Source organism: Altererythrobacter sp. B11 (genome assembly GCF_003569745.1).
Taxonomy (GTDB): Bacteria; Pseudomonadota; Alphaproteobacteria; order Sphingomonadales; family Sphingomonadaceae; genus Croceibacterium_C.
The window spans coordinates 464,495-487,156 of sequence record NZ_AP018498.1; the positions used below are offsets into that span (position 1 = coordinate 464,495).

Genomic DNA, 22,662 nt, shown 5'->3' on the forward strand with positions numbered 1-22,662 from the left:
AGCACGCGCGGCACACCCCCGGAGACCTCCCATGATCGATGACCGGCCCCCGGCCGTGCGCGGCAGCGGCGCATTCAGCGCGCTCGCCCGCGACGGCCTCACCCATGTCGAACTGACCTGGATCGAGAAGAAGCTGGAGCACTGGATACGCTTCGGCCGCATCGCCCAGGACCGCATCCTGACGCGCCGAACCCGCGTCGTCGGCTTCCGTCCGGGCGCCGTCTTCGCGTTCGTGCGCTGGGCGGCCAACGACTTCGGCACGATCGTCTCGCGCATCGACGTGGTGCGCGCGGTCGCGGCCAACGAAGCCTACACGACGCTGCCGTTCGTGCGGCCGGGCGGCGACATCCTGCTCAAGATCGAGGGCTGGCCCAAGGTTAGCCAAGTGCTCGCCGCGATCGACGCGGTGGAAGCGGCCGGCGTCGATCCCTGCGATGCGGCTGCCGACCATTGGCGGCACGTCCACAACCGCATCGCCGCCGGCCAGCAGCCGCGCCTCTACACGATCGAGCGCCATCACGCCTGGCTCAAGCGCCGGGAGATCGAAGAATGACGCGCCGTCGCTATGCCATCGCGACGGCTATCACTGCGTCCGCCTTCGCCACGGCCTTCGTCGCCATCGCCGTCGCCGATCCGCTCCCGCGCGTCATCTGGAACGCCAGCGCCAGCGCACCGATCGGGCTCTATCGCATCCATCCCGATCGCGATCCAAAACTGGGCGATCTGGTCGCTGTCGCGCCGCCCGAGCGACTTTCCCGCTGGCTTTCGGCGCGCGGTTATTTGCCCGAGGGCGTGCCGCTCCTGAAGCATGTCGCCGCGAAGACCGGACAGCGCGTGTGCCGCATTGGTGCTGTGGTGAGCGTCGATGGCCAGTTCGTCGCCAGCGCCCGCGCGCGTGACGGGCGGGGCCGCCCGCTGCCGGTCTGGCGAGGTTGCCGCACGCTGCAACCGGGCGAGCTGCTGCTGCTCAATCCCGCCCATCCCGACAGTCTGGACGGTCGCTACTTCGGCCCGCTGCCGGCCTCCGCCGTCATCGGACGCGCCACGTCGCTCTGGCTGCGCGCGCCCTCCCCAACCCCTTCAACCCCCAAAGCCAAGGAGATCGGCCATGCAAACCAACATCTTTGAATCCACCGCCGACGGCTATGCCGGCCGCGTTCGGCTGTTCGGCATCAACGAAGCGATCGTGCTTGTCGCGCTCGATCCGAGCGACGCCGAAAATGCGCCCGATTACCGCGTCCACCTCGACGACGAGGACGGCCCCGAAGTCGGCGGCGCGTGGAAACGGGTCGGCGAACGCGCCGGTGACTACATCGCGCTTGAGATCGACAGCCCGCTATTTGGATCGCCGTTCCGGCCGGTGCTGTTCCGCGCCGATGATGATGGCCGGACGTTCCGGTTGTCGTGGAAGCGACCCAAGCCGCGCGATGATCGGAGTTGATCGGTGCTGTCCCCGATCATCCCTTTGTTCGCGGAAAGGCCGTCTCATCCCTCCGTCCCGCTCGGTCACAGGCCGGCCGGCGCGCGCAGCGAAGGTCAAGGGCGGCCCCCGGCCGGCGCATCGCGCGCACCCTTTGCCGGAGCGAGCACGCTGGCAGGCTGGCGGCGGAGCGGGGGCGGGTCGCCCGCCATGCTCGCGGTCCTGCTGCTGCTCTTGCCGGGCGCTGCGCCTGTCGCCGCGCTGGCGCAGTATGCGCCCGCCGAACGATCGGCCGCGCGCCATCCCTATGCTGTCCATGTCGCCGACGCAGCCCAGCACTTCGGCATCCCCGAGCGCTGGATATGGGCTGTCATGCGCGTCGAGAGCAACGGCGACTCCCGCGCGATATCGTCGGCCGGAGCGATGGGCCTGATGCAGATCATGCCCGGCACCTGGGCGGGCCTCCGCGCACGCCACGGGCTGGGGAATGATCCCTATGACGTGCGCGACAACATCATGGCGGGCGCGGCCTATCTGCGGGCGATGCACGACCGCTATGGCAATGCGACGGCGATGCTGGCGGCCTACAATGCCGGGCCGGGCCGCTACGACGAATATCTGTCGCGCGGTCGCCCGCTGCCCACCGAAACGCTCGCCTATCTCGCAAAGCTGGCGGCGATCATCGGCAGTTCGGGCGACAGTCAGCTTGCCGCCGCGCCGCCATCCGATCCCTTCGCATGGCGTCGTGCCGCGCTGTTCGCGGTGCGACCGGGGGCGCTTTCGACCGCGCAACCGGCTGCCGACCGGACGGGATCCGATGCGCAGCCGGAGCGACCGTCCGCCGACCACGCCGAGCTTGTGCTGGCCGACGCGCCCGCGCCATCCAACGGCCTGTTCGTCCCCCTTTCCGGGCGTTCTCCGCCATGAGCAGCTCTTGCGCTCTATGGCGTGTTCCCTCGCAGCCTCTCGCAGCGCCGGACGGGTGCAAGGCTCTGTTTTTGAAGGGGAAGGCTGGAGGGCAAGATAAAGGGCGGCAATGTGCGGAGCCCTTGCGCCTCGGTTGTGGCCTTGATTCTCAAGGCTTTCGGGCATTGCTGCGCAATGTGTGCGGAAATCCCGCACTGTGCGGCGCAGGGCCGAAGCCCGTCGCCATAAGGGTTTGCCGCACATTGCGGCCTGTCGCGCCATGAGCGGCGACGACGATTTCCGTATTCGGCCTGGTCGCATCCGCTCGCGAGGAAGCCAGCGGGCGTTGCCGATCATCGTCCAGGCGCTCGCCGCCGCGCAGAGGGCCGGCGGTCATGTCTCGCGCCGTGGCCGCATCGTCGCGCCGGGCCGCTCGACCTTCGGCCGGGGCCGCGTGGCGAGCGTGCGCGCCACCCACCGGCTCGGGCACCGATCGCGCCAGGTTATCGTCAAGGCGCGCGTCGTCCGGCACGGCGGCCGCGCCTCCCTCGCCGCCCATCTCAATTACCTGCAACGCGATGGCGTCACGCGCGACGGCGAAAAGGGCGTGTTGTTCGGCGCGGAGGCGGACGGCCTCGACCGCAACGAGTTCGCGGCGCGCTGCGAGGACGACCGCCACCATTTCAGGTTCATCGTCTCGCCTGAGGACGCTGAGCAGATGCGCGACCTCAAGGGCTTCACCCGCGAGCTGATGACGCGGATGGAAAAGGATCTCGGCACCCGCCTGGACTGGCGAGCGGTCGAGCATTGGAACACCGATAACCCGCACGTCCACATCATCGTGCGCGGCGTCGCCGAGGACGGGCAGAACCTCGTCATCTCGCGCGACTATATCCGCGAGGGGATGCGGGCGCAGGCGCGCGAGATCGTCACCCAGGAACTCGGCCCGCGCACCGACCTCGAAATCCGGCAATCGCTGGAGCGGCAGGTCGATGCCGAACGCTGGACCGAGATCGACCGCGACTTGTCGCGGACGATGCAGCGCGACGGCGTGATCGACATGGCGCCCGAACCCGGCGTCCGGCCGGACGGCGACCATGTGCTGAGGACGGGCCGACTGCGCAAGCTGGAGGGGCTCGGCCTCGCCAACGAGATCGCGCCCGGCCAGTGGACGCTGGCGGACAACGCCCAGGCCGCGCTGCGCGAGCTGGGCGAGCGCGACGACATCATCAAGCGGATGCACAAGGCGATGAGCGACCGCGGCATCGACCGGGGCGCCGGCAGCTACGTCCTTGACGCCGATCCGGCTCAGCCCGTTGTCGGCAGGCTGGTCGATCGCGGCCTGCATGACGAGCTGACCGGCAAAGCCTATGCGATCGTGGACGGGATCGATGGCCGCACCCACCATGTCCAGCTTCCCGACATCGAGGCGACCGGCGATTGCCGGCCCGGCGCGATCGTCGAGCTGCGCCGCTTCGAGGACCGGAAGGGCCGGCAGCGGGTGGCGCTGGCCGTGCGCTCCGACATGGACATCGAGGCGCAGGTTCGCGCGCCGGGGGCGACCTGGCTCGACCGGCGCAACCTGTCGAGCGATGGCCATGATCTCGGCGGCGGCTTCGGGTCTGAGGTGCGCGCCGCGATGGAGGCCCGCGCCGAGCATCTCGCCGACGAGGGGCTCGCGCGGCGGCAGGGCCAGCGCATCATCTTCGCGCGCAACCTACTCGACACGCTCCGCCGCCGCGAGCTGGACGAAGCCGCCAAGGACTTGTCAGCCGAGGTCGGCCTGCCGCACGCGCCGTCCACGGCCGGGGAGTATGTCGCGGGCACCGTGCGTCAGCGCATCACGCTCGCCTCGGGCCGCTTCGCCATGATCGACAACGGCCTGAGCTTCCAGCTTGTGCCCTGGTCTCCCTCGCTCGACCGCCAGATCGGCAAGCACATCTCCGGCGTCATGCGCGCGGGCGGCGGCGTCGATTGGTCGTTCGGTCGCGGGCGGGGGCTGGGCCTCTAAGGGCAGATCACACGCGCTGCATCAATCCGATGGTGCAGCGCATCGCCGTTGACCACGAGTGCGCAGAGAGTCGGGCCGTGGTCCGGCTATCGTGTGAATATTCGTCCAATAACGCCGATCGCGCTCGGAAATATAATGGGCCAAACTACGCTACTCCCTGTCTTTCTACGCTAGACTTTCCTCCATAATAACGGTGACTTGATTTGGTATCCGACCCGCATCGACTTCGATGCCATGTCGGCAACCAAAATCCTTTGGGGTCAGGTCTTCGCGGTCTTCCTGATCGTGCTCGCCGCCCTGTGGACCGCGACGCAATGGACGGCCGCGGCGCTCGCCTATCAGCCCGAGCTTGGGGCGCCGTGGTTCATGCTCGGCGATTGGCCGATCTATCCGCCGCCGGCCTTCTTCTGGTGGTGGTTCTCCTTCGACGCCTATGCGCCGGAGATATTCCAGACCGGCGCGTTCATCGCCGTGTCGGGCGGGTTCGCCGCGATCGTCGTCGCCATCGGCATGTCGGTCTGGCGTGCGCGCGAGTTGAAGAACGCCGAGACCTATGGCTCGGCGCGCTGGGCGACGCGCGGGGAGATCGCCGCCGCCGGGCTGACGGGCGGCAGCGGCGTCATGCTCGGTCGGCTTGGGCGCGACTATCTGCGCCACGACGGTCCCGAGCATGTGTTGTGCTTCGCGCCGACACGGAGCGGCAAAGGGGTCGGCCTCGTGGTGCCGACGCTGCTCACCTGGCCGGGCTCGGCGATCGTGCATGATATCAAAGGCGAGAACTGGCAGCTCACCGCCGGCTTTCGCGCCCAGCACGCGCGGGTGCTGCTGTTCGATCCGACCAATGGCGCGTCGGCCGCCTACAACCCGCTGCTCGAAATCCGCAAGGGCGCCTGGGAAGTGCGCGACGTGCAGAACGTCGCCGACGTGCTCGTGGACCCGGAAGGATCGCTCGAGAAGCGCAACCATTGGGAAAAGACCTCCCATGCCTTGCTGGTCGGCACGATCCTCCATGTCCTCTACGCGGAGGCCGACAAGACGCTGGCGGGTGTCGCCGCCTTCCTGTCCGATCCCCGCCGGCCGATCGAAAGCACGCTATGGGCGATGATGACGACGCCGCATTTGGGCGAGGCGGGCGTCCATCCCGTCGTCGCCTCGGCCGCGCGCGAGCTGCTCAACAAATCGGCCAACGAGCGATCGGGCGTGCTCTCGACCGCCATGTCGTTCCTCGGCCTCTATCGCGATCCCGTCGTCGCGCAGGTCACGCGCACCTGCGAGTGGCGCATAAAGGATCTGGTCGAGGGCGAGCTGCCGGTGACGCTCTACCTCGTCGTGCCACCGTCCGACATCTCGCGCACCAAGCCGCTCATTCGCCTCATCCTCAACCAGATTGGCCGCCGGCTGACCGAGGACTTGAAGGCGCGGCAGTCGCGCCACCGGCTGCTCCTGATGCTCGACGAGTTTCCCGCGCTGGGGCGGCTCGACTTCTTCGAGAGCGCGCTGGCGTTCATGGCCGGCTACGGCATCCAGAGCTTCCTCATCGCCCAGAGCCTCAATCAGATTGAGAAGGCTTACGGACCGAACAACGCGATCCTCGACAATTGCCATGTGCGCGTGTCGTTCGCCACCAACGACGAGCGCACCGCCAAGCGCATATCGGACGCACTCGGCACCGCGACCGAGATGCGGGCGATGAAGAATTACGCCGGGCACAGGTTGAGCCCCTGGCTCGGGCATTTGATGGTCTCGCGTTCCGAGACCGCCCGCCAGCTCCTCACCCCCGGCGAGATCATGCAGCTCCCGCCCGACGACGAGATCGTCATGGTCGCGGGCATCCCGCCGATCCGCGCGAAGAAGGTCCGCTACTTCAAGGACCGGAGGTTCACGCAGCGGGTGATGTCGCCGCCCGACAGCAATGTCGGAGGCGGCCCGCCGCGCCCCGACGACTGGAGCGGCCTGCCGCCGATCGAGGCGCCACCGATGCCCGAACCGATCGAGCATGAATCTCCCAAGAAGCCGAAGAAGAAAAAGGCCGCCAAGAAGGCGGATGCTGAGGACGACGCCGCGAACGCGGACCTGCGCCGCGAGCCGGCGCTGGAGCGCCATATCGACATTGCGCCCACGCCCAGGCCCGCGCCCGCCAATGAGTTCGAGCTGGACGAGCCCGAGCCCGATAGCGACGCGGCGCGGCAGGCGACGGTGCGCCGCCAGATGCAGCGCGCGGCCCGGCAGGCGTCGCTCGATCCCGGTGATGGCATCGAGCTATGACCACGAAGACGCCGCTGTCGGTCTATCTCGACCCGGAGCTGATGCGCGCGCTCGCCGCCTATGCCGATCGGAGGGACAAGTCCCGCTCGCTGATCGCCGAGGCGGCCATCGCATCCTTCCTGTCGCCCGACGCCGATGAGCAGCGCGAGGCCGCCATCGCCAAGCGGCTCGACAAGCTGGACCGGCGCATCACCCGCCTGGAGCGCGACACGGGTATCAGCGTCGAGATGATCGCGCTGTTCGTGCGCTTCTGGCTGTCGAACACCCCGCCGCCGCCCGAGAGCGAGCGAGCCGCGATGCGTCGCCAGGGCGGCGACCGCTACGACGCCTTCATGGATGCGCTGGGCCGCCGACTCGCGAAAGGCCCGAAGGTCAGACAAGAAATTGGCGAGGACTTTCCGCCTCAAGAAGAATGAACTGACTACGCCAGTTCTTGTATCTCTACGCCAGACTACGACGCCCGAATTTACTTGTTGAAGCACGGTCTTTTCTGTCTCTCTTGATGTGCCCCTGACGCCGGGCGGCGGTTCGCCCGGCCCTCATCAGGGGCTTTTTCTTGACCGTCCACCCAATCCGTTCCGAGGCGAAATCACGCGGCGCGCGGATGCTGCGCACGGCGCTGGGACCGTCGATCGCCGCCTGGCTCGACGATGCCGCCGTCATCGAGGTGATGCTGAACCCGGACGGCCGGCTGTGGGTCGATCGGCTTGGCGAAGGCATCAGCGATACCGGCATGACGTTGGCCGCCGCTGACGGCGAGCGCATCGTCCGCCTGGTCGCGCACCATGTCGGCGTCGAGGTTCACGCCCGGTCCCCGCGCGTCTCGGCCGAGTTGCCGGAAGGGGGCGAGCGGTTCGAGGGGCTGCTGCCGCCCGTCGTCGCTGCGCCGGCCTTCGCGATCCGCAAGCCCGCCGTCGCCGTGTTCACGCTCGACGACTATGCGGCGGCCGGAATCATGTCGGCGGCCGAGGCGGCGGCGCTGCGCGATGGCGTGCAGACACGCGCCAACATCCTCGTCGCGGGCGGGACCGGCAGCGGCAAGACCACGCTGGTCAACGCGCTCCTGGCCGAAGTCGCCAAGACCACCGACCGCATCGTCCTGATCGAAGACACCCGCGAGCTGCAATGCGCCGCGCCCAACCTCGTCGCCATGCGGACGAAGGACGGCGTGGTGTCGCTGTCCGAGCTGGTGCGCTCGTCGCTGCGCCTACGCCCCGACCGCATCCCCATTGGCGAGGTGCGCGGCACCGAGGCGCTCGACCTCATCAAAGCCTGGGGCACCGGCCACCCCGGCGGGGTCGGCACGATCCACGCCGGGACCGCGCTGGGCGCGCTGCGCCGCATGGAGCAGCTCATCCAGGAGGCCGTCGTCACGGTCCCGCGCGCGCTGCTGGCCGAGACCATCGACCTGATCGCCGTGCTGGTTCGCGACGGGCACGGGCGCCGGCTGACCGAGCTGGCCCGCGTCGCCGGGCTCGACCCCGCGACCGGCGACTACCGCCTCGCCCCGCTCACCACCCCCCAGCCCGGAGACCTGCCATGACCAAGGACATCAAGCCTATCAGCGCTACAAAGCGCCGCCTGCTCGGCGGCACCATGCTCGACCGCATGGGCCACGCCGCGATCACCGCCGCCGGCCTGCTCTACGCGCTCCCCGCACATGCGGGCGGTTCGTCGATGCCGTGGGAAGCGCCGCTCCAGTCGATTCTCGAAAGCATCGAAGGGCCGGTGGCGAAGATTGTCGCGGTCATCATCATCATAGTGACCGGCCTGACGCTGGCGTTCGGCGATACGAGCGGCGGCTTTCGCCGCCTCATCCAGATCGTCTTCGGCCTGTCGATCGCGTTCGCCGCGTCCAGCTTCTTCCTGTCGTTCTTCTCGTTCGGCGGCGGGGCGCTGATCGCATGACCAGCACGGCCGATCCCGTCGAGCCGATCGCGGGCTTCTTTGCCCCGGTGCATCGGGCGCTGACCGAGCCGATCCTGCTCGGCGGCGCCCCTCGCTCGCTAGCCATCGTCAACGGCACGCTGGCGGGCGCGATCGGCCTCGGACTGCGGCTCTGGATCGCCGGTCTCGCCATCTGGGCCATCGGCCATGCGCTCTCGGTATGGGCCGCGCGCCGCGATCCGCAGTTCGTGGACGTGGCCCGCCGCCACCTCCGCTATCCGGCGTGGATGCGGCCATGATGAGCCTGCGCGAATACAGGAATCGCGCCTCCCACCTGGCCGACTTCCTGCCCTGGGCCGCGCTGGTCGGCGAAGGCGTCGTTCTCAACAAGGACGGATCGTTCCAGCGCACAGCGCGCTTTCGCGGCCCCGATCTCGACAGCGCCACGCCCGCCGAGCTGGTCGCCACCACGGCGCGGCTCAACAACGCGCTCCGCCGCCTGGGCTCGGGCTGGGCGATCTTCGTCGAGGCGCAGCGCACGCCCGCGCTCGACTACCCGGAATCGGAGTTTCCCGATCCGGTCTCGGCGCTCGTGGACATGGAGCGGCGCGAACAGTTCCGCGAGGAGGGCGCGCATTTCGAGAGCGCCTATTATCTGACGCTGCTGTGGATGCCGCCGGCCGAGGAAGCCGCGCGGGCCGAAGGCTGGCTCTACGAGGGCCGGTCCACCAGCGGCGTCGATCCGTGGGAGCTGCTCAAGGGCTTCACGGATCGCAGCGACCGCGTTCTCAATCTGGTCGAAGGCTTCGTGCCCGAGGTCCGCTGGCTCGATGACGGCGAGACGCTGACCTACCTGCACAGCACCATCTCGACCCGGCACCAGCGGGTGCGTGTCCCCGAGACGCCGATGCACCTGGACGCGCTGCTCGCCGACGAGCCGCTGACCGGCGGGCTCGAACCGCGCCTGGGCGACCATCATCTGCGCACGCTGACGATCACGGGATTCCCGAGCGTCACCTTTCCCGGCCTGCTCGACGAGCTGAACCGGCTCGCCTTCGAGTATCGCTGGGCGACCCGCGCGATCATGCTCGACAAGACCGACGCGACCAAGCTGCTGACCCGCATCCGCCGCCAGTGGTTCGCCAAGCGTAAATCGGTCGCGGCGATCCTTAAGGAAGTGATGACCAACGAGGCGTCCACGCTGCTCGACAGCGACGCCTCCAACAAAGCCGCCGACGCCGACATCGCCCTACAGGAGCTGGGCTCCGACTATGCCGGCATGGCCTACGTCACCGCGACGGTGACGGTATGGGATCGCGATCCCGCCATCGCCGCCGAGAAGCTGCGGCTGGTCGAGAAGGTCATTCAGGGCCGCGACTTCACCGTCATCCCCGAGGGCATGAACGCGATCGAGGCATGGTTGGGGTCTCTGCCCGGTCACACCTACGCCAACGTCCGCCAGCCCCCGATCTCCACGATCAATCTCGCCCACCTGATCCCCCTGTCAGCGGTATGGGCGGGGCCGGAACGGGACGAGCACTTCGGACAACCCCCCTTGCTCTACGGCAGGACCGAAGGCTCGACCCCGTTCCGGTTTTCCCTTCACCCTGACGGCAGCGATGTCGGGCACACGCTGATCGTCGGCCCGACCGGCGCGGGCAAGTCCGTCCTGCTCGCCCTCATGGCGATGCAGTTCCGCCGCTACGAGAAGGCCCAGGTCTTCGCCTTCGACTTCGGCGGCTCGATTCGCGCCGCCGCGCTGGCGACCGGCGGAGACTGGCAGGATCTCGGCGGCGGGCTCTCCGACGACAGCGACGGCGGCGTCCAGTTGCAGCCGCTCGCCCGCATCGACGATCCGGCCGAACGCGCCTGGGCCGCCGAATGGCTGGCGGCGATCCTCGCGAGCGAAGGCGTCGCCGTCGATCCCCAGGCCAAGGAGCATATCTGGTCGGCGCTGGGTTCGCTTGCCAGCGCGCCGATGCCGGAACGCACGCTGACAGGGCTCGCGGTCCTGTTGCAGAGCCAGCAGCTCAAGCAGGCGCTCGCGCCCTATTGCATCGGCGGGCCGTGGGGTCGGCTGCTCGACGCTGAGGCCGAGCGGCTGGGCGAAGCCGACATGCAGGCGTTCGAGACCGAGGGGCTGGTCGGGGCCGGCTCGGCGGCCGCGGTGCTCTCCTATCTGTTCCACCGCATCGAGGGCCGGCTGGACGGCTCGCCGACGCTCATCATCATCGACGAAGGCTGGCTGGTCCTCGACAGTCCGGACTTCGCCGCGCAGCTCCGCGAATGGCTGAAGACCCTGCGCAAGCGCAACGCCAGCGTCGTCTTCGCGACGCAGAGCCTCGCCGACATCGAGACGTCGAGCATCGCGCCGGCCATCATCGAGAGCTGCCCGACGCGCATCTTCCTGCCGAACGAGCGCGCGGCCGAGCCGCAGATCGCGGCCATCTACGAGAGGTTCGGTCTCAACGCCCGGCAGATCGAAATCCTCAGCCGGGCCACGCCCAAGAGGGATTATTACTGTCAAAGCAGGCGCGGCAATCGCCTGTTCGAGCTGGGGCTGGGTGAGGTCGCGCTGACCTTCGCCGCCGCGTCGTCGAAAACCGACCAGCTCGCCATCGCCGACATCATCGAAACCCACGGGGCGCCCGCCTTCGCGGCCGAATGGCTGCGCCATCGCGGCTGCGCCTGGGCTGTCGAGCTTCTTCCCCCCGATCCCCCACGCCAACCCCAGCAGGAGTTACCTCTATGACCCGCTTCCCCCTGCGCCGCGCCATCCTGGCCGGCGTCCTCGCCAGCGCGGCCGTCGTGCCGATGATCGCGCCCATGCCGGCCTACGCGCAGTTCGGCGGCATCGTCTATGACCCGACCAACTACGCGCAGAACGTGCTGACCGCCGCGCGGTCGCTCCAGCAGATCAACAATCAGATCCAGCAAATCCAGAACCAGGCGACGAGCCTCATCAACGAGGCGCGCAACCTGACCTCGCTGCCGTTCAGCTCGCTCCAGCAGCTCCAGCAGCAGGTGCAGCGCACCCAGCAGCTTCTGAGCGAGGCGCAGCGCATCGCCTACGACGTGCAGGACATCCAGCAGGCGTTCAGCGGCCGCTACAGGGGCGCGGCGCTGACCGGCGATCACGCGCAGATGGTCGCCAATGCGAACGCCCGCTGGGAGGATAGCGTCGGCGCCTTTCAGGATGCCTTGCAGGTGCAGGCCGGCGTCGTCGGCAACATCGAAGGCACGCGCACGACGATGGACAGCCTGGTCTCGGCCAGCCAGTCGGCGACGGGCGCGCTCCAGGCGGCGCAGGCGGGCAACCAGCTCCTTGCGCTGCAATCGCAGCAGCTCGCGGACCTCACCGCCGCCGTCGCGGCGCAGGGCCGGGCGCAGGCGCTGCAATCCGCCCGCCAGGCGGCCGAGGAAGCCGAAGGGCGCGAGCGGTTCCGCCGCTTCATGGGCAACTGAGACGCCCGATGTCGCGCACGGCGAAGATCGCAGGGGTGGCGGCGCTGGCCGGGCTGATGATGACGGTGGCGATCGTCGCCGCCGTCCAGCCCGATGAGCCTGCGCCGGCGCCGCCGCTCGTCCTGCCGGCTGACGAAGGCCAGGCCAGGCTCGCCCGCGAGCTTGATCGCTGCGCCTCGCTGACCATGCCGGACAGCGGCTGCGAAGCGGCCTGGGCCGCCAACCGCCGCCGCTTCTTCCGCCAGGACGAGTCCACGCCTGCGACGGAACGCGGCGGCGACATGGCGCCGGATGAAGGCGCCCGGCCATGAACGACACCGGCGTTATCGACAATTTCCTCAACGTCTTCACCGGCTACATCGACAGCGGATTCGGGCTGCTCGGCGGCGAGGTCGCGTTCCTCTCGACCACGCTGATCGCCATCGACGTGACGCTCGCCGGCCTGTTCTGGGCCTGGGGCGCGGACGAGGACGTGCTTCAGCGCCTCGTCAAGAAGACGCTCTACATCGGCACCTTCGCCTTCATCATCGGCAATTTCGCGCTGCTCGCGACCATCGTGTTCGAGAGCTTCGCCGGGCTCGGCCTCCAGGCCAGCGGCGGCGCCATGACGATCGACGAGTTCATGAAGCCCGGCACGATCGCGGCGAAGGGGCTCGAAGCGGCCAAGCCGCTGCTCGATGCGGCGGGGCAGTTCTCCAGCCTTTGGGCCGTGTTCTCGAACCTCGCGCTGATCCTCGTGCTGCTGCTCGCCTGGGTGATTGTGGTGCTCGCCTTCTTCATCATCGCCGTGCAGGTCTTCATCACGCTGATTGAGTTCAAGCTGGTCACGTTGGCTGGGTTCGTCCTGCTGCCGTTCGCCTTCTTCAACAAGACCGCCTTCATGGCCGAGAAGGTGCTGGGCCATGTCGTCTCGACCGGCATCAAGGTGCTGGTGCTCGCGGTCATCACCGGCATCGGCACCACCCTGTTCAGCCAGTTCACCGGCGCGGCCCTCGGCCCCGCGCCCGACATCAATCAGGTCATGGCCATCGCGCTCGCCGCGCTGTCGCTCCTGGGCCTGTCGATCTTCGGCCCTTCGATCGCCAACGGCATCGTCTCGGGCGGCCCGCAACTCGGCGCGGGCGCGGCGGCCGGCACCGCGCTGGCCGCAGGCGGCGCGCTGGTCGGCGGCGCGGCGGCGGCGCGGCTTGGCGTCGGCGCCGCCGGTTCCGCCCTCGGCGCGGCCGGCCGGATGACCGGCGCCGCCGCGCGCGGCGGCGCTCAGATGGCAGGCGGTGCGACCAGCGCCTACAGCCTCGGGTCGCTGGGCAAGAGCGGCGCCGGCGCTGTCGCGGGCGGCATGGCCGCTGTCGGCCAAGCGGCGGCGGGAAGCGCGGCGAGCGCCGTCCTCTCGCCCTTGCGCAAGGCGGCCGCCAAGGGCGGCGCGGCGATGAAGGCCAATTTCCGCTCGGGCGCCCGCGCCGGATTCACCGCCACCGGCGGCACGATCACCGGCGGACCCGCATCCGCCACCCCGGCCGCCGCAACCGCTGGCGGTCCCGCGCCGGCCGGCACGTCCGTCCAGCCCGCATGGGCGGCCGCGATTAAACGCCGCCAGGCCGTCAGCCACGGCGCGACCGTCCTCGCCCACACCATGAAGGCTGGCGACAGCCACGGCGGCGGAGCCGGTCCCGACATCAAAGAGAAGGACTGATCCTCCATGTTCCGACGCCCCACCATTCGCTACGGCCAGCCCCCCGAACCCACCACACCCTATCAGCGCGCCGCGCAGGTCTGGGACGACCGCATCGGCTCGGCGCGCGTGCAGGCGAAGAACTGGCGTCTCGCCTTCTTCGGCGCGCTTGCCCTGTCCGGTGGGCTCTCGGCCGGCCTCGTCTGGCAATCCGCCCGCGGCCACATCGTCCCCTGGGTTGTCCAGGTCGATCGACTGGGCGAGGCGCAGGCCGTCGCGCCAGCCGAGGCCAGCTATCGCCCGACCGATCCGCAGATCGCGTTCCATCTCGCCCGCTTCATCGAGCAGGTCAGGGCGATCCCGGCCGATCCGGTCATCGTCCGCCAGAACTGGCTGCGCGCCTACGACTTCACGACCGATCGGGGCGCGATGGCGCTCAATGACTACGCCCGCGCCAATGATCCCTTCGCCAATGTCGGCCGGGTGCAGGTCGCGGTGGACGTCTCCAGCGTGATCCGCGCCTCGCCCGACAGCTTCCGCGTCGCCTGGACCGAGCGGCGCTATCAGGACGGGAGCCTCGCCACCACCGAACACTGGTCGGCGATCCTCACCATCGTCGTGCAACCGCCGCGCACGCCCGACGCGCTGCGCAAGAACCCGCTCGGCGTGTTCGTCAACGCCCTCAACTGGAGCAAGGAGTTGTCGCAATGACCTGGCAATCCGCCCACCATGCCGCCAGCGCGGCAATGCTGCTTTCCGCAACCGCGCTCGCCGGCTGCGCCACCACGTCCGCAAAGCCGCCGGCCATCGCCTACGACGATCCGCCGCGCGAGATCGCGGCGACGCCGGCCGCACAGCCGCCGCGCGCCGTCGAGGTGGTGACGATCCCCGAACCCTTGCCGCTCCCCGGCCAATTGAAGCCGCTCGCGGCCGGGACGGCGACGTCCGAGCCCGCCGATCCGCGCCGCCGCGTCGGGGCCGCGAACGCGGCCGCCCGCGTGCAGCCCACCCGCGACGGTTATGTGAACGCCATCCAGCAATATCCCTGGACGCAGGGCGCGCTCTATCAGGTCTATACCGCGCCCGGCCAGGTGACGGACATCGCCTTGCAGGAAGGGGAGCAGCTTGTGGGGCCGGGGCCGGTCGCGGCCGGCGATACGGTCAGGTGGATCATCGGCGACACGGTGAGCGGCAGCGGGCAGACCGCGCGCGTGCATATTCTCGTGAAGCCCACCCGCCCCGACATCGGCACGAATCTGGTCATCAACACCGACCGGCGCACCTATCACATCGAACTGCGCGCGACAGCTTCGACCTATATGGCCTCCGTCTCCTGGACCTACCCGCAGGACCAGCTCATCGCGCTACGCAGCGCCAATGCCGCCGCTGCCGTCTCGGCCCCCGTCGCCGCCGGCATCGACCTCGCCGCCCTCAATTTCCGCTACCGGATCGAGGGCGACCGCGTGCCGTGGAAGCCCGTCCGCGCCTTCGACGATTCCGCCCAGGTGTTCATCGAGTTTCCGGCCGGGATCTCGCAGGGCGAGATGCCGCCGCTGTTCGTGACCGGCGCGGCCGGCGATGCCGAGCTGGTCAATTACCGGGTGCAGGGCCGCTACATGGTGGTGGACCGGCTGTTCGCCGCCGCCGAGCTGCGCCTGGGCGACCGGCGCAGCGAGCAGCGCGTCCGCATCGTGCGTGACGACGGGCGCAGGGGGCGGCCGTGACCGATCCCGCCGGCAATACCCCGCCCGAAGGGGCCGCACCGCAAGCGCCGCGCGCCGACCCTCAAGCCTTCCAGCTTCGGGGCGACCCGCCCCGCGTCATGCGGCTTTCGCGCAAGGCGCTGGCCCTCATGGGCGTTGCCGCCGGCCTCGGCATCGGCGGCTCGCTGATCTACGCGCTCAAGCCGCCGGGCGAGAAGGAGGCCAAGGAACTCTACAGCACCGACAGCCGCGCCACGTCCGAGACCATCACCTCCGGGCCGCGCGACTACAGCCAGGCGCCGAAACTCGGCCCGCCGCTTCCCGGCGATCTCGGCGGCCCAATCGTCTCCGCCCAGCAGCGCGGGGAGAATGTCCCGGTCCCGCCGGTCGGTGCCCGGCCCGATCCGCGCGCCCAGGCCGAGGAAGCCGCCCGCCAGCGCGCCCAGCAGGAACGCGACGCCGCGCGCATGAGCGGCGTGTTCCTCGGCGGCAGCAGCGCCGGGGCCGCTGCGATGCCGTCCCTGCCGAACTTCGCAATGGCAGCGCCGGACGCCGCCGCTCCGCGGCCCCCAGGACAACCAGATGGCTCGGCCGCGCAGGGCGACCAAGCCGCCAAGCGGGCCTTCATGGCCCAGGCGCCCAATGCGCGCACGGTGAGCGTCGAGCGCCTGGCCGCGCCAGCCTCGCCCAACATCGTGCAGGCCGGCAGCATCATCCCGGCGGCGCTCATCACCGGCATCCGTTCGGACCTTCCGGGGCAGATCACCGCCCAGGTGACGGCCAACGTCTATGACAGCCCTACGGGCCGCATCCTGCTCATCCCGCAAGGCGCCCGGCTGATCGGCGAATATGACAGCGAGATCGCCGCCGGACAGACCCGCGCGCTGCTCGCCTGGGATCGGCTTATCATGCCGGACGGCCGCTCGATCGTTCTCGAGCGCCAGCCCGGTGCCGACGCGGCCGGCTATGCTGGCCTACAGGACCGCGTGAACCAGCATTGGGGCAATCTCCTGAAAGCCGCCGCCGTCTCGACGCTGCTCGGCGTCGGCGCCGAGCTGGGCGCGGACAGCGAGGACGACCTGACTCGCGCGCTCAGGCGCGGCTCGCAGGACACCATCAACCAGACCGGCCAGCAGATCGTGCGGCGGCAATTGAATGTGCAGCCGACGCTCACCATCCGGCCGGGGCATCCGCTGCGCGTGGTCCTGACCCGCGACCTCGTATTGGAGCCGGTTGGAGGCGCACGATGAGCAAATTGAAGCTGGGGCCGCTGGCCGACGATCGGCCGGTCAAGCTCTCTGTGGAGCTGCCCGCCGCCGTGCATCGCGACTTGCAAGCCTATGCCGCCGCGCTCGCGGCCGAGACCGGGGGATCGCCGGTCCCGCCCGACAAGCTGGTCGCGCCGATGCTCACCCGGTTCATGGAAACCGACCGGGCCTTTCGCCGGCACCGCGCGCAGGGGAAATGAGGGCCGCGTTCGCTCGCCTCAATTCCCCATGAACTTCTTGAAACGCTCCCGGCCTTCCGCCTCGATCACGGCCTGCTCGGCGTTGGCACACTCGTCGCCGCGCGCCGTTCCTTCCGCGCATTGCGCCACGACCTGCCGCGCTTCATCGAGATGCGCCGCGAAATACTGCATCCCGCGCGGCTCAGCCGGCGCCGGGACGGCGGCAGGCGGGCCGGCGACGATCGCCGTCCGCTCGACGGGGACGATGATCGGGCGGAGGACGAAGCCCGCCCCGAACCCGATGATGAGCGTGACCAGCACGATGATGAGTGTCTTTCCTTGCGTCATGACGGCTCCTTTCCCGGTTGCTGAGAAGATGGCTGTGGCCTAGGCACCGACGGCATCGAATAGCGGGCGGTGACGAACTCAAGAAACCGGCGCAGCACCGGATTTTCATTGTCCTCACGCCAATAGCCGGAGAAGCCGATCCGCGTGTGGCCGTTGGTCTCGTGGACCTCGCGGAAGATCACGCCGGGAACGTGAATACCGAGCGCAGATTCCGCGACGATCGAGATATGCACACCAAGCCCGACAACACTTAGAACAGTATCGCGCCCAATATCCTCCATGTCGATCTCGGGTGAATGGCTTGGTATCCCGAGCTTACTCAAGATCATGTTGCGGCTTTCTGGACCGGGATCTCGCTGCGTCAGCAGGAAGCGTTCACCGATAAGGTCGGCCCAGTGGATGTTTTCACGGGCGGCAAGGCGATGGTCTTCTCGCATGGCCACCATTATTCGTTCGCTCCAGAACGAGCGGTTCACCAGCCCTGGGCAACGGGACTCGCCAATCATAATCGCGATGTCGAGCACCCCGTTTTCGATCCCGGCCAGCAACATTTTCCGGTCGCGCTCGAACCCGCGCAGCTTCACGTTTGGATTGCGTTCGCCGAACTCGCTGAGTGTGGCGCGCAAATTCCCGGCTGAAAACGATGTGTAAAAGCCCACCGCCAGCCTGCCGGCCTCACCATTACGCGTCGAGCGAACCCAGGCGTTTAATTCTTCCCACTCGCCCACAATTCGCTGCGCCGTGTAAAGATACGTCTCGCCGTCTTTTGTGAGCGTGGCGCCACGCGTCCTGCGGTCGAACAGTGCCATGCCTAGCCGTTTCTCGACATCGAGAATGTGCCGGCTAAGTGTCGCTTGTTTAATATTGAGGTTGCGTGCCGCGCGGCTGAAGCTGCCCGCTTCGGCGGCCGCTATCAGATAGCGGAGCTGGCGTAGTTCAATCACAACCTTGCACGGCTTTGCGACATTTGTTGACCGCCTAATCGCCCTCCCGAGCAAGTGCGACCGCTTGCCGAAGGGTCGCTAGATCGACCGCGCCCGGCAGCAGATAAGGTCCCACCATCAAGCCGGGCGTGCCGGAAAGACCGGCCATCGCTGCGAAGCGGCTCGTGCGGCCGAGCGCCTGACCAATCTCGGACCCATGTTGATCCAGATCGGCTTGGAGCCGGTTCCAATCTACACCGGCTCGATCCGCCGCCGCCCGGATGTTCTGGGATGACAGGCGGCCTTCGGTCTGCATAAGGGCAGCATTGAACTCAGCGTGCTTGCCCTGATACTGCGCCGCGATCGCCGCGCGAGCCGCCTCGGTGCTGGCGGCGCCGAAGATCGGCCAGTCGCGATAGACGAGCCGGACCTTGTTGTCCTCTCGCATCAGCGCGTCGAGCACGGGGTGCATTCGGCGACAATAGGGACATTGGTAATCGGTGAAGAAAACGATGGTCACGTCGTAACCTTCGGGTGCGACCGTTGGCGCGACAGGATCGTTCTGAATCTCCTCGCGGATGCGCAGCGCCTCGGCGGAAGGAGTGGTGCCGCCAGCTTCCGCGATCGACTGAGCCCGCGCATCGGCGCCGTTGCCGCCACGCATCGCGAGCAGGCCCACCAGAACCAGCGCCGCAACCAGCACGGCTGCGATCGACATCTTCTTTTTCATGACGTCATCCTCTCAAGGTCTCGAAGCGCCGCCAGCAAGGCTGCGCGGGATATCTCGCCGGTGTGCGTGCGCCGGATGCGCCCGTCGGCGTCGATGAACAGGGTGGTGGGCATCGCCCGCGTTCCGATCGCCTCGCCCAGAGCGCCGAGCGGATCGAGCCGGATTGAGGTATCCGCCAAGCCCTCCCGCGCGAGATAGTCGCGCACCCGGCTCACATCCTCGCCCTGGTTGACGAGGAGAATGGGAATATCCGAGCCGGCGGCCACGTCGATCATCATCGGCATTTCGCGCCGGCAGGGCGGGCACCAGGTCGCCCATAGATTGACGACAAAGGGTTGTCCGCGCAGGCTCTCGATCGGGATTGGGCGCTGCGCCATGTCTGCTAGGATCGGGCCGCTCGGCAATGGTCGCGGCTGCGGAGCCAGCAGCGCGGTTGCGGCAATCTGCGCGGAGACCAGCACGGCCAGGGATGCGACCAGCCCGGCGGTTGCGCGCTGACGGCCGAGCAGCATGACGATCACCACAGCGGTTGCAAGGACGCCGGGCCACAGCGAGAAACCGCCCTGCCATAGCGCGAGCACGGTCCAGGGCTCGATCGCGAAGGCAGGGGCGTTCTCGGCGACATAACCGACGCGCGCCGCTACAATGCCGACCGCAGCCGCGATCCAGGCAACACGCCCGGCCCGGCTTTCGGTTCGCGCGGCGATAAATCCGCCGACGCCGAGGAACGCCCAAAGCAGCGCGACCGCGATCATGCGGTCGGTCGCGATCATGAGCGGACCCAGTTGCAGCACGCCTTCCATGCTGGATGTCGTGTGCAGCGAACCTTAAGGCAGGCTTAGGGTCACGCTTAAGGCTGGGATAAGTTCGTGCGGTAAGGACGGCGGGATGCGAATATTGGTAATCGAAGACGACGAGATCCTGCGCGACGGCCTTGCCGCCGGGCTGGGCCTCGAAGGGTTCGAGGTGGACAGCGTGGTGAACTGCACCGACGCGCGCGCCGCCGTCGCGACGCAGGATCATGCGGCCATCGTCCTCGATATCGGCTTGCCGGATGGCTCGGGCCTCGAACTCCTGACGGAGTGGCGGCGCGACGGGGTGAAGACGCCCATCCTTCTTCTGACCGCGCGCAACCTCATCGGCGACCGCATCGACGGGCTCGATGGCGGGGCGGACGACTATCTTGGCAAGCCGTTCGATCTTGGCGAGCTATCGGCACGCCTGCGGGCACTTCTGCGGCGCTCGAGCGGCCGGGCCGAGAACGGGATCAGCCTGGGCGACCTGACGATCGACGAAGCCTGCCGCACCGTCGCCGTCGCCGGCGAGGAGGTGGCGCTGTCGCGGCGCGAATATGCGATCCTGCATGCACTCGCGAGCCATCCCGGCCACGTTCTCTCGCGCGGCCAATTGGAGGATCGCATCTACGGGTGGCAGGACGAGGTAGAGAGCAACGCCGTGGAGGTCCATATCCACAAGCTGCGCGCCAAGCTCGGCCGCGAGCGGATCGAGACCGTTCGCGGCGAAGGCTATCGGATCGCCCGCCAATGATGTCGCTGCGTATCCGCCTTTTCGCGTTGGTGGCGGCGATCACCATGATCGTCTGGGCGGGCGCGGCCACCTGGACCGCGCTGTCCACGCGCGCGGAGGTGCAACGCGTCCTGGATGGACGTCTTATCGAGGCCGCCCGCATGGTGGCGGCGCTCGACGTGCCGATGGTCGATGAACCGAGGCGGCTCCCGCCCACGGCCTACACGCGCCAGCTCTCGTGCCAAATCTGGTCGATGGGTGGTGAATTGATCGGCCAGTCCGCCGGCGCGCCTGATCTGCCGCTCGCACAGGGGCAACCCGGATTTTCCGAGCGTCAGATCGGGGACCAGCATTGGCGGGTCTATACCCATGTCGATGCGCAACGCGGCCTGCGGGTGATGGTGGGCGACAATCTCAGTGTGCGCCAACGGCTCGTGACGGGCATGATGATCGGCCTGCTCCTGCCGGCGCTGGTGGGCCTGGCCGGGCTCGGCGTCCTCCTTTGGCTCGGGGTTGGGCGCGGGCTTCGGCCGCTCGATGCCTTGGCCCGGTCGATCGCGGCGCGCTCGCCGAGCAGCCTTACGCCCCTGGATGAGACCGTCGGCCCTAGCGAATTGCGGCACGTCGTGCAGGAAATGAACGGCCTGCTGCGGCGGCTTGAAGCGGCCCGCCAGGCCGAACGCGATTTTGTCGCCAATGCCGCGCATGAAATGCAGACGCCTTTGGCCGGGCTCAAGACGCAAGCGGAGGTCGCCCGGCGGGCAACGGACCCAGCCATGCGCGACCATGCGCTGGAGCAGATCACGCGATCGGTGAACCGCACCAGTCGCATGGTGCGCCAGCTTCTCAGCCTCGCAGGTGAGGAGGGACGAGCGCGCGAGCCGCAGATTCAACCGGTCGTCCTCGACCCCGTGCTGGCCGAGGTGATCGACGACTATCGTGCGGTCGCGACAGCGCGTGATATGCGGATCGTCGTGGCGCCGTCATGCGAAGGAGCCGCGGCGCCGATGGCGCCCGAGGCTTTGCGCCAGGCGATCGGGAATCTTGTCGAGAACGCCCTTCATCACGCCGGTCCGGGCGGCGAAGTCGTCATCGCCTGCGAGACCAACGGCAAGGCAATGGAAATCTTGGTCATGGATCGCGGATCGGGCATCGCGCCGCAGGATCGGGATCGACTGCGCCGCCGCTTCGAGCGCGGGGCCGGTGTGCAGAATAGCGGGAGCGGCTTGGGGTTATCGATCGTCGAGGCAGCGGTGGAGAGTTGCGGCGCGCGCCTCGATCTGCGCGAACGGCCATCGGGCGGCTTGATCGCGGCAATCCGGTTCGATCGATCGATCTAGACGTTGAGAATGCGCGCGAAGGCGGCAGCGCCCTTCACGGACCTAGCGCGATCACCCACTACGCCCGAGCCGGGCGCGATCATAGCAGGATTGCCCGAGCCAAACACCGCCTCGATGCTGCGCACGCACAGCTCGGTCGCATCGTCGGCGAGGCTGTAATAGACCTGCTTGGCCTGCCGCCGCGTCGAAACCATGCCCGATTTGCGCAACTCCCCAAGTTGCTGGCTGAGCGCGGGCTGGCCGATGCCGGTGGCCTCGTCGATCGCCGACACCGATTGCTCGCCGCGCGACAGCAGCAGCGACAGCACCATGAGGCGCTGCGGCTGGGCGAACGCCTTCAGCTTCTCCGTGGCCATGTCGGCCTGCGAACGGCTCTCCCACAACTCGGTCATGGCGCGGCCCGGCAGAACCAGTCATCGCCCTCGGCGTCGCTCGAAGGGGGCAGCAGCATCGGTTCCCCCGGACGCCATCCCTCCGGCGTCAGCCTGTCGCCTGACGCGGCCGCCTGGAGCGCGGCGACCATCCGGACCATTTCGTCGACCGATCGCCCGACCGACATGGGATAGTGGGTGATCGCCTGAATGACGCCTTCGGGGTCGATGAAATAGGCCGCGCGCACCGCCGAGCTGTCCTGGGCGGTCTCGTCCAGCATCCCATAGGCGCGCGCGATAGCCATCGACGGGTCTTCGACGATGGGAAAGCCGATCTCGACATCGAACTGGTCCCGAATCGCCTTGGCCCAGGCGGCGTGGGCATAGAGGCTGTCGACCGACAGTCCGAGCAAGGCGCAGTCCATCGCCTCGAATCGATCCTGCGCCTTCGCCAGCCCCACAAATTCCGTGGTGCAGACAGGCGTGAAGTCGGCCGGGTGTGAAAAGAACACGATCCAGCGCCCGCGATAGGAGGATAGCCGCACCATCCCTCTGGTGGTCCTCGCCTCGAAATCCGGGGCGGTGTCGCCCATCCGCAATGAGCGGCTCGGGCCGCTCGTCAAAACCTCGTTCGTCATCAATCCCGT

General features: G+C 68.4%; 26 protein-coding genes. 20 read left to right on the forward strand and 6 right to left on the reverse strand.

All coding sequences use genetic code 11. The features are described from left to right. The first annotated feature begins 31 nt into the window (after window positions 1–31). The 18 genes from AEB_RS02095 to AEB_RS02180 all read left to right on the forward strand — a co-directional run bounded on the left by AEB_RS02095 (window position 32) and on the right by AEB_RS02180 (window position 16,797). Window positions 32–553: a DUF2840 domain-containing protein gene (locus AEB_RS02095; protein ID WP_119081687.1), complete on the forward strand. Its 522-nt coding sequence runs from the start codon at window positions 32–34 to the stop codon at window positions 551–553. Further along, on the forward strand, window positions 550–1,128 hold the full coding sequence (locus AEB_RS02100; protein ID WP_066549541.1) for a S26 family signal peptidase: 579 nt from the start codon (window positions 550–552) through the stop codon (window positions 1,126–1,128). The genes AEB_RS02095 and AEB_RS02100 overlap by 4 nt, the downstream gene beginning before the upstream one ends. Further along, window positions 1,109–1,441: a DUF736 domain-containing protein gene (locus tag AEB_RS02105; protein ID WP_066549539.1), complete on the forward strand. Its 333-nt coding sequence runs from the start codon at window positions 1,109–1,111 to the stop codon at window positions 1,439–1,441. Before AEB_RS02100 ends, AEB_RS02105 begins: the two co-directional genes overlap by 20 nt. 189 nt (window positions 1,442–1,630) lie before the next feature. After that, window positions 1,631–2,347, forward strand: a complete 717-nt coding sequence (locus AEB_RS02110; protein WP_231727511.1) for a lytic transglycosylase domain-containing protein — start codon at window positions 1,631–1,633, stop codon at window positions 2,345–2,347. A 259-nt stretch (window positions 2,348–2,606) separates the two neighbouring features. Then, entirely contained in the window at window positions 2,607–4,337 is a 1,731-nt protein-coding gene (locus AEB_RS02115; RefSeq protein WP_119081689.1) for a relaxase/mobilization nuclease domain-containing protein, read from the forward strand. Window positions 4,338–4,571: 234 nt separating this feature from the next. Further along, window positions 4,572–6,602 carry a conjugal transfer protein TraG gene (locus tag AEB_RS02120; RefSeq protein WP_119084400.1) on the forward strand — a complete coding sequence of 677 codons (2,031 nt, stop codon included), beginning with the start codon at window positions 4,572–4,574 and terminating at the stop codon, window positions 6,600–6,602. Continuing rightward, the gene (locus tag AEB_RS02125) at window positions 6,599–7,018 is read left to right on the forward strand and encodes a CopG family ribbon-helix-helix protein (protein ID WP_119081691.1); all 420 of its coding nucleotides are present in this window, start codon (window positions 6,599–6,601) and stop codon (window positions 7,016–7,018) included. The genes AEB_RS02120 and AEB_RS02125 overlap by 4 nt, the downstream gene beginning before the upstream one ends. Before the next feature lie 140 nt (window positions 7,019–7,158). Then, on the forward strand, window positions 7,159–8,145 hold the full coding sequence (gene trbB, locus AEB_RS02130) for a P-type conjugative transfer ATPase TrbB (protein WP_119081693.1): 987 nt from the start codon (window positions 7,159–7,161) through the stop codon (window positions 8,143–8,145). 53 nt (window positions 8,146–8,198) lie between these two features. Next, complete coding sequence (locus AEB_RS02135; RefSeq protein WP_119084402.1) at window positions 8,199–8,510, forward strand: TrbC/VirB2 family protein; 312 nt, start codon at window positions 8,199–8,201, stop codon at window positions 8,508–8,510. Further along, window positions 8,507–8,788, forward strand: a complete 282-nt coding sequence (locus AEB_RS02140; protein ID WP_119081694.1) for a VirB3 family type IV secretion system protein — start codon at window positions 8,507–8,509, stop codon at window positions 8,786–8,788. Before AEB_RS02135 ends, AEB_RS02140 begins: the two co-directional genes overlap by 4 nt. Continuing rightward, a complete protein-coding gene (trbE, locus tag AEB_RS02145; protein WP_119084401.1) occupies window positions 8,785–11,241 on the forward strand; it encodes a conjugal transfer protein TrbE in 2,457 nt (818 codons plus the stop codon). The genes AEB_RS02140 and trbE overlap by 4 nt, the downstream gene beginning before the upstream one ends. Further along, window positions 11,238–11,954, forward strand: a complete 717-nt coding sequence (gene trbJ, locus AEB_RS02150) for a P-type conjugative transfer protein TrbJ (protein WP_119081696.1) — start codon at window positions 11,238–11,240, stop codon at window positions 11,952–11,954. Before trbE ends, trbJ begins: the two co-directional genes overlap by 4 nt. An 8-nt stretch (window positions 11,955–11,962) precedes the next feature. After that, complete coding sequence (gene trbK-alt, locus AEB_RS02155; protein WP_119081697.1) at window positions 11,963–12,265, forward strand: putative entry exclusion protein TrbK-alt; 303 nt, start codon at window positions 11,963–11,965, stop codon at window positions 12,263–12,265. Continuing rightward, the gene (gene trbL, locus AEB_RS02160; protein WP_119081699.1) at window positions 12,262–13,647 is read left to right on the forward strand and encodes a P-type conjugative transfer protein TrbL; all 1,386 of its coding nucleotides are present in this window, start codon (window positions 12,262–12,264) and stop codon (window positions 13,645–13,647) included. The genes trbK-alt and trbL overlap by 4 nt, the downstream gene beginning before the upstream one ends. A 6-nt stretch (window positions 13,648–13,653) precedes the next feature. Continuing rightward, window positions 13,654–14,337 carry a conjugal transfer protein TrbF gene (gene trbF / locus AEB_RS02165; protein ID WP_119081701.1) on the forward strand — a complete coding sequence of 228 codons (684 nt, stop codon included), beginning with the start codon at window positions 13,654–13,656 and terminating at the stop codon, window positions 14,335–14,337. Next, on the forward strand, window positions 14,334–15,350 hold the full coding sequence (gene trbG, locus AEB_RS02170; protein ID WP_119081702.1) for a P-type conjugative transfer protein TrbG: 1,017 nt from the start codon (window positions 14,334–14,336) through the stop codon (window positions 15,348–15,350). Before trbF ends, trbG begins: the two co-directional genes overlap by 4 nt. Beyond that, complete coding sequence (locus AEB_RS02175; protein ID WP_119081704.1) at window positions 15,347–16,579, forward strand: TrbI/VirB10 family protein; 1,233 nt, start codon at window positions 15,347–15,349, stop codon at window positions 16,577–16,579. Before trbG ends, AEB_RS02175 begins: the two co-directional genes overlap by 4 nt. Further along, window positions 16,576–16,797 carry a DUF2274 domain-containing protein gene (locus tag AEB_RS02180; protein WP_119081706.1) on the forward strand — a complete coding sequence of 74 codons (222 nt, stop codon included), beginning with the start codon at window positions 16,576–16,578 and terminating at the stop codon, window positions 16,795–16,797. Before AEB_RS02175 ends, AEB_RS02180 begins: the two co-directional genes overlap by 4 nt. An 18-nt stretch (window positions 16,798–16,815) precedes the next feature. On the opposite strand, the gene AEB_RS02185 is transcribed toward AEB_RS02180, so the two are convergent. The 4 genes from AEB_RS02185 to AEB_RS02200 are packed head-to-tail and all read right to left on the reverse strand — an operon-like array spanning window position 16,816 to window position 19,580. Next, window positions 16,816–17,124, reverse strand: coding sequence for a hypothetical protein (locus AEB_RS02185; protein ID WP_119081707.1), 309 nt, complete (start codon window positions 17,122–17,124; stop codon window positions 16,816–16,818). After that, a complete protein-coding gene (locus AEB_RS02190; RefSeq protein WP_119081709.1) occupies window positions 17,121–18,068 on the reverse strand; it encodes a LysR family transcriptional regulator in 948 nt (315 codons plus the stop codon). Before AEB_RS02190 ends, AEB_RS02185 begins: the two co-directional genes overlap by 4 nt. 34 nt (window positions 18,069–18,102) lie before the next feature. Then, entirely contained in the window at window positions 18,103–18,777 is a 675-nt protein-coding gene (locus tag AEB_RS02195) for a DsbA family protein (protein WP_119081710.1), read from the reverse strand. Then, window positions 18,774–19,580, reverse strand: coding sequence for a TlpA family protein disulfide reductase (locus AEB_RS02200; RefSeq protein WP_231958862.1), 807 nt, complete (start codon window positions 19,578–19,580; stop codon window positions 18,774–18,776). The genes AEB_RS02195 and AEB_RS02200 overlap by 4 nt, the downstream gene beginning before the upstream one ends. An 85-nt stretch (window positions 19,581–19,665) precedes the next feature. Between AEB_RS02200 and AEB_RS02205 the strand changes: the two genes are divergently transcribed. Next, window positions 19,666–20,325: a winged helix-turn-helix domain-containing protein gene (locus AEB_RS02205; protein WP_119081712.1), complete on the forward strand. Its 660-nt coding sequence runs from the start codon at window positions 19,666–19,668 to the stop codon at window positions 20,323–20,325. Then, window positions 20,322–21,644, forward strand: a complete 1,323-nt coding sequence (locus tag AEB_RS02210; RefSeq protein ID WP_119081714.1) for an ATP-binding protein — start codon at window positions 20,322–20,324, stop codon at window positions 21,642–21,644. Before AEB_RS02205 ends, AEB_RS02210 begins: the two co-directional genes overlap by 4 nt. Here AEB_RS02210 and AEB_RS02215 read toward each other — a convergent pair. Continuing rightward, window positions 21,641–22,036, reverse strand: coding sequence for an ArsR/SmtB family transcription factor (locus AEB_RS02215; RefSeq protein ID WP_119081715.1), 396 nt, complete (start codon window positions 22,034–22,036; stop codon window positions 21,641–21,643). The two genes, AEB_RS02210 and AEB_RS02215, sit on opposite strands and share 4 nt — an antisense overlap. Further along, entirely contained in the window at window positions 22,033–22,653 is a 621-nt protein-coding gene (locus AEB_RS02220; protein ID WP_197714480.1) for a peroxiredoxin, read from the reverse strand. Before AEB_RS02220 ends, AEB_RS02215 begins: the two co-directional genes overlap by 4 nt. Window positions 22,654–22,662: the final 9 nt, after the last annotated feature.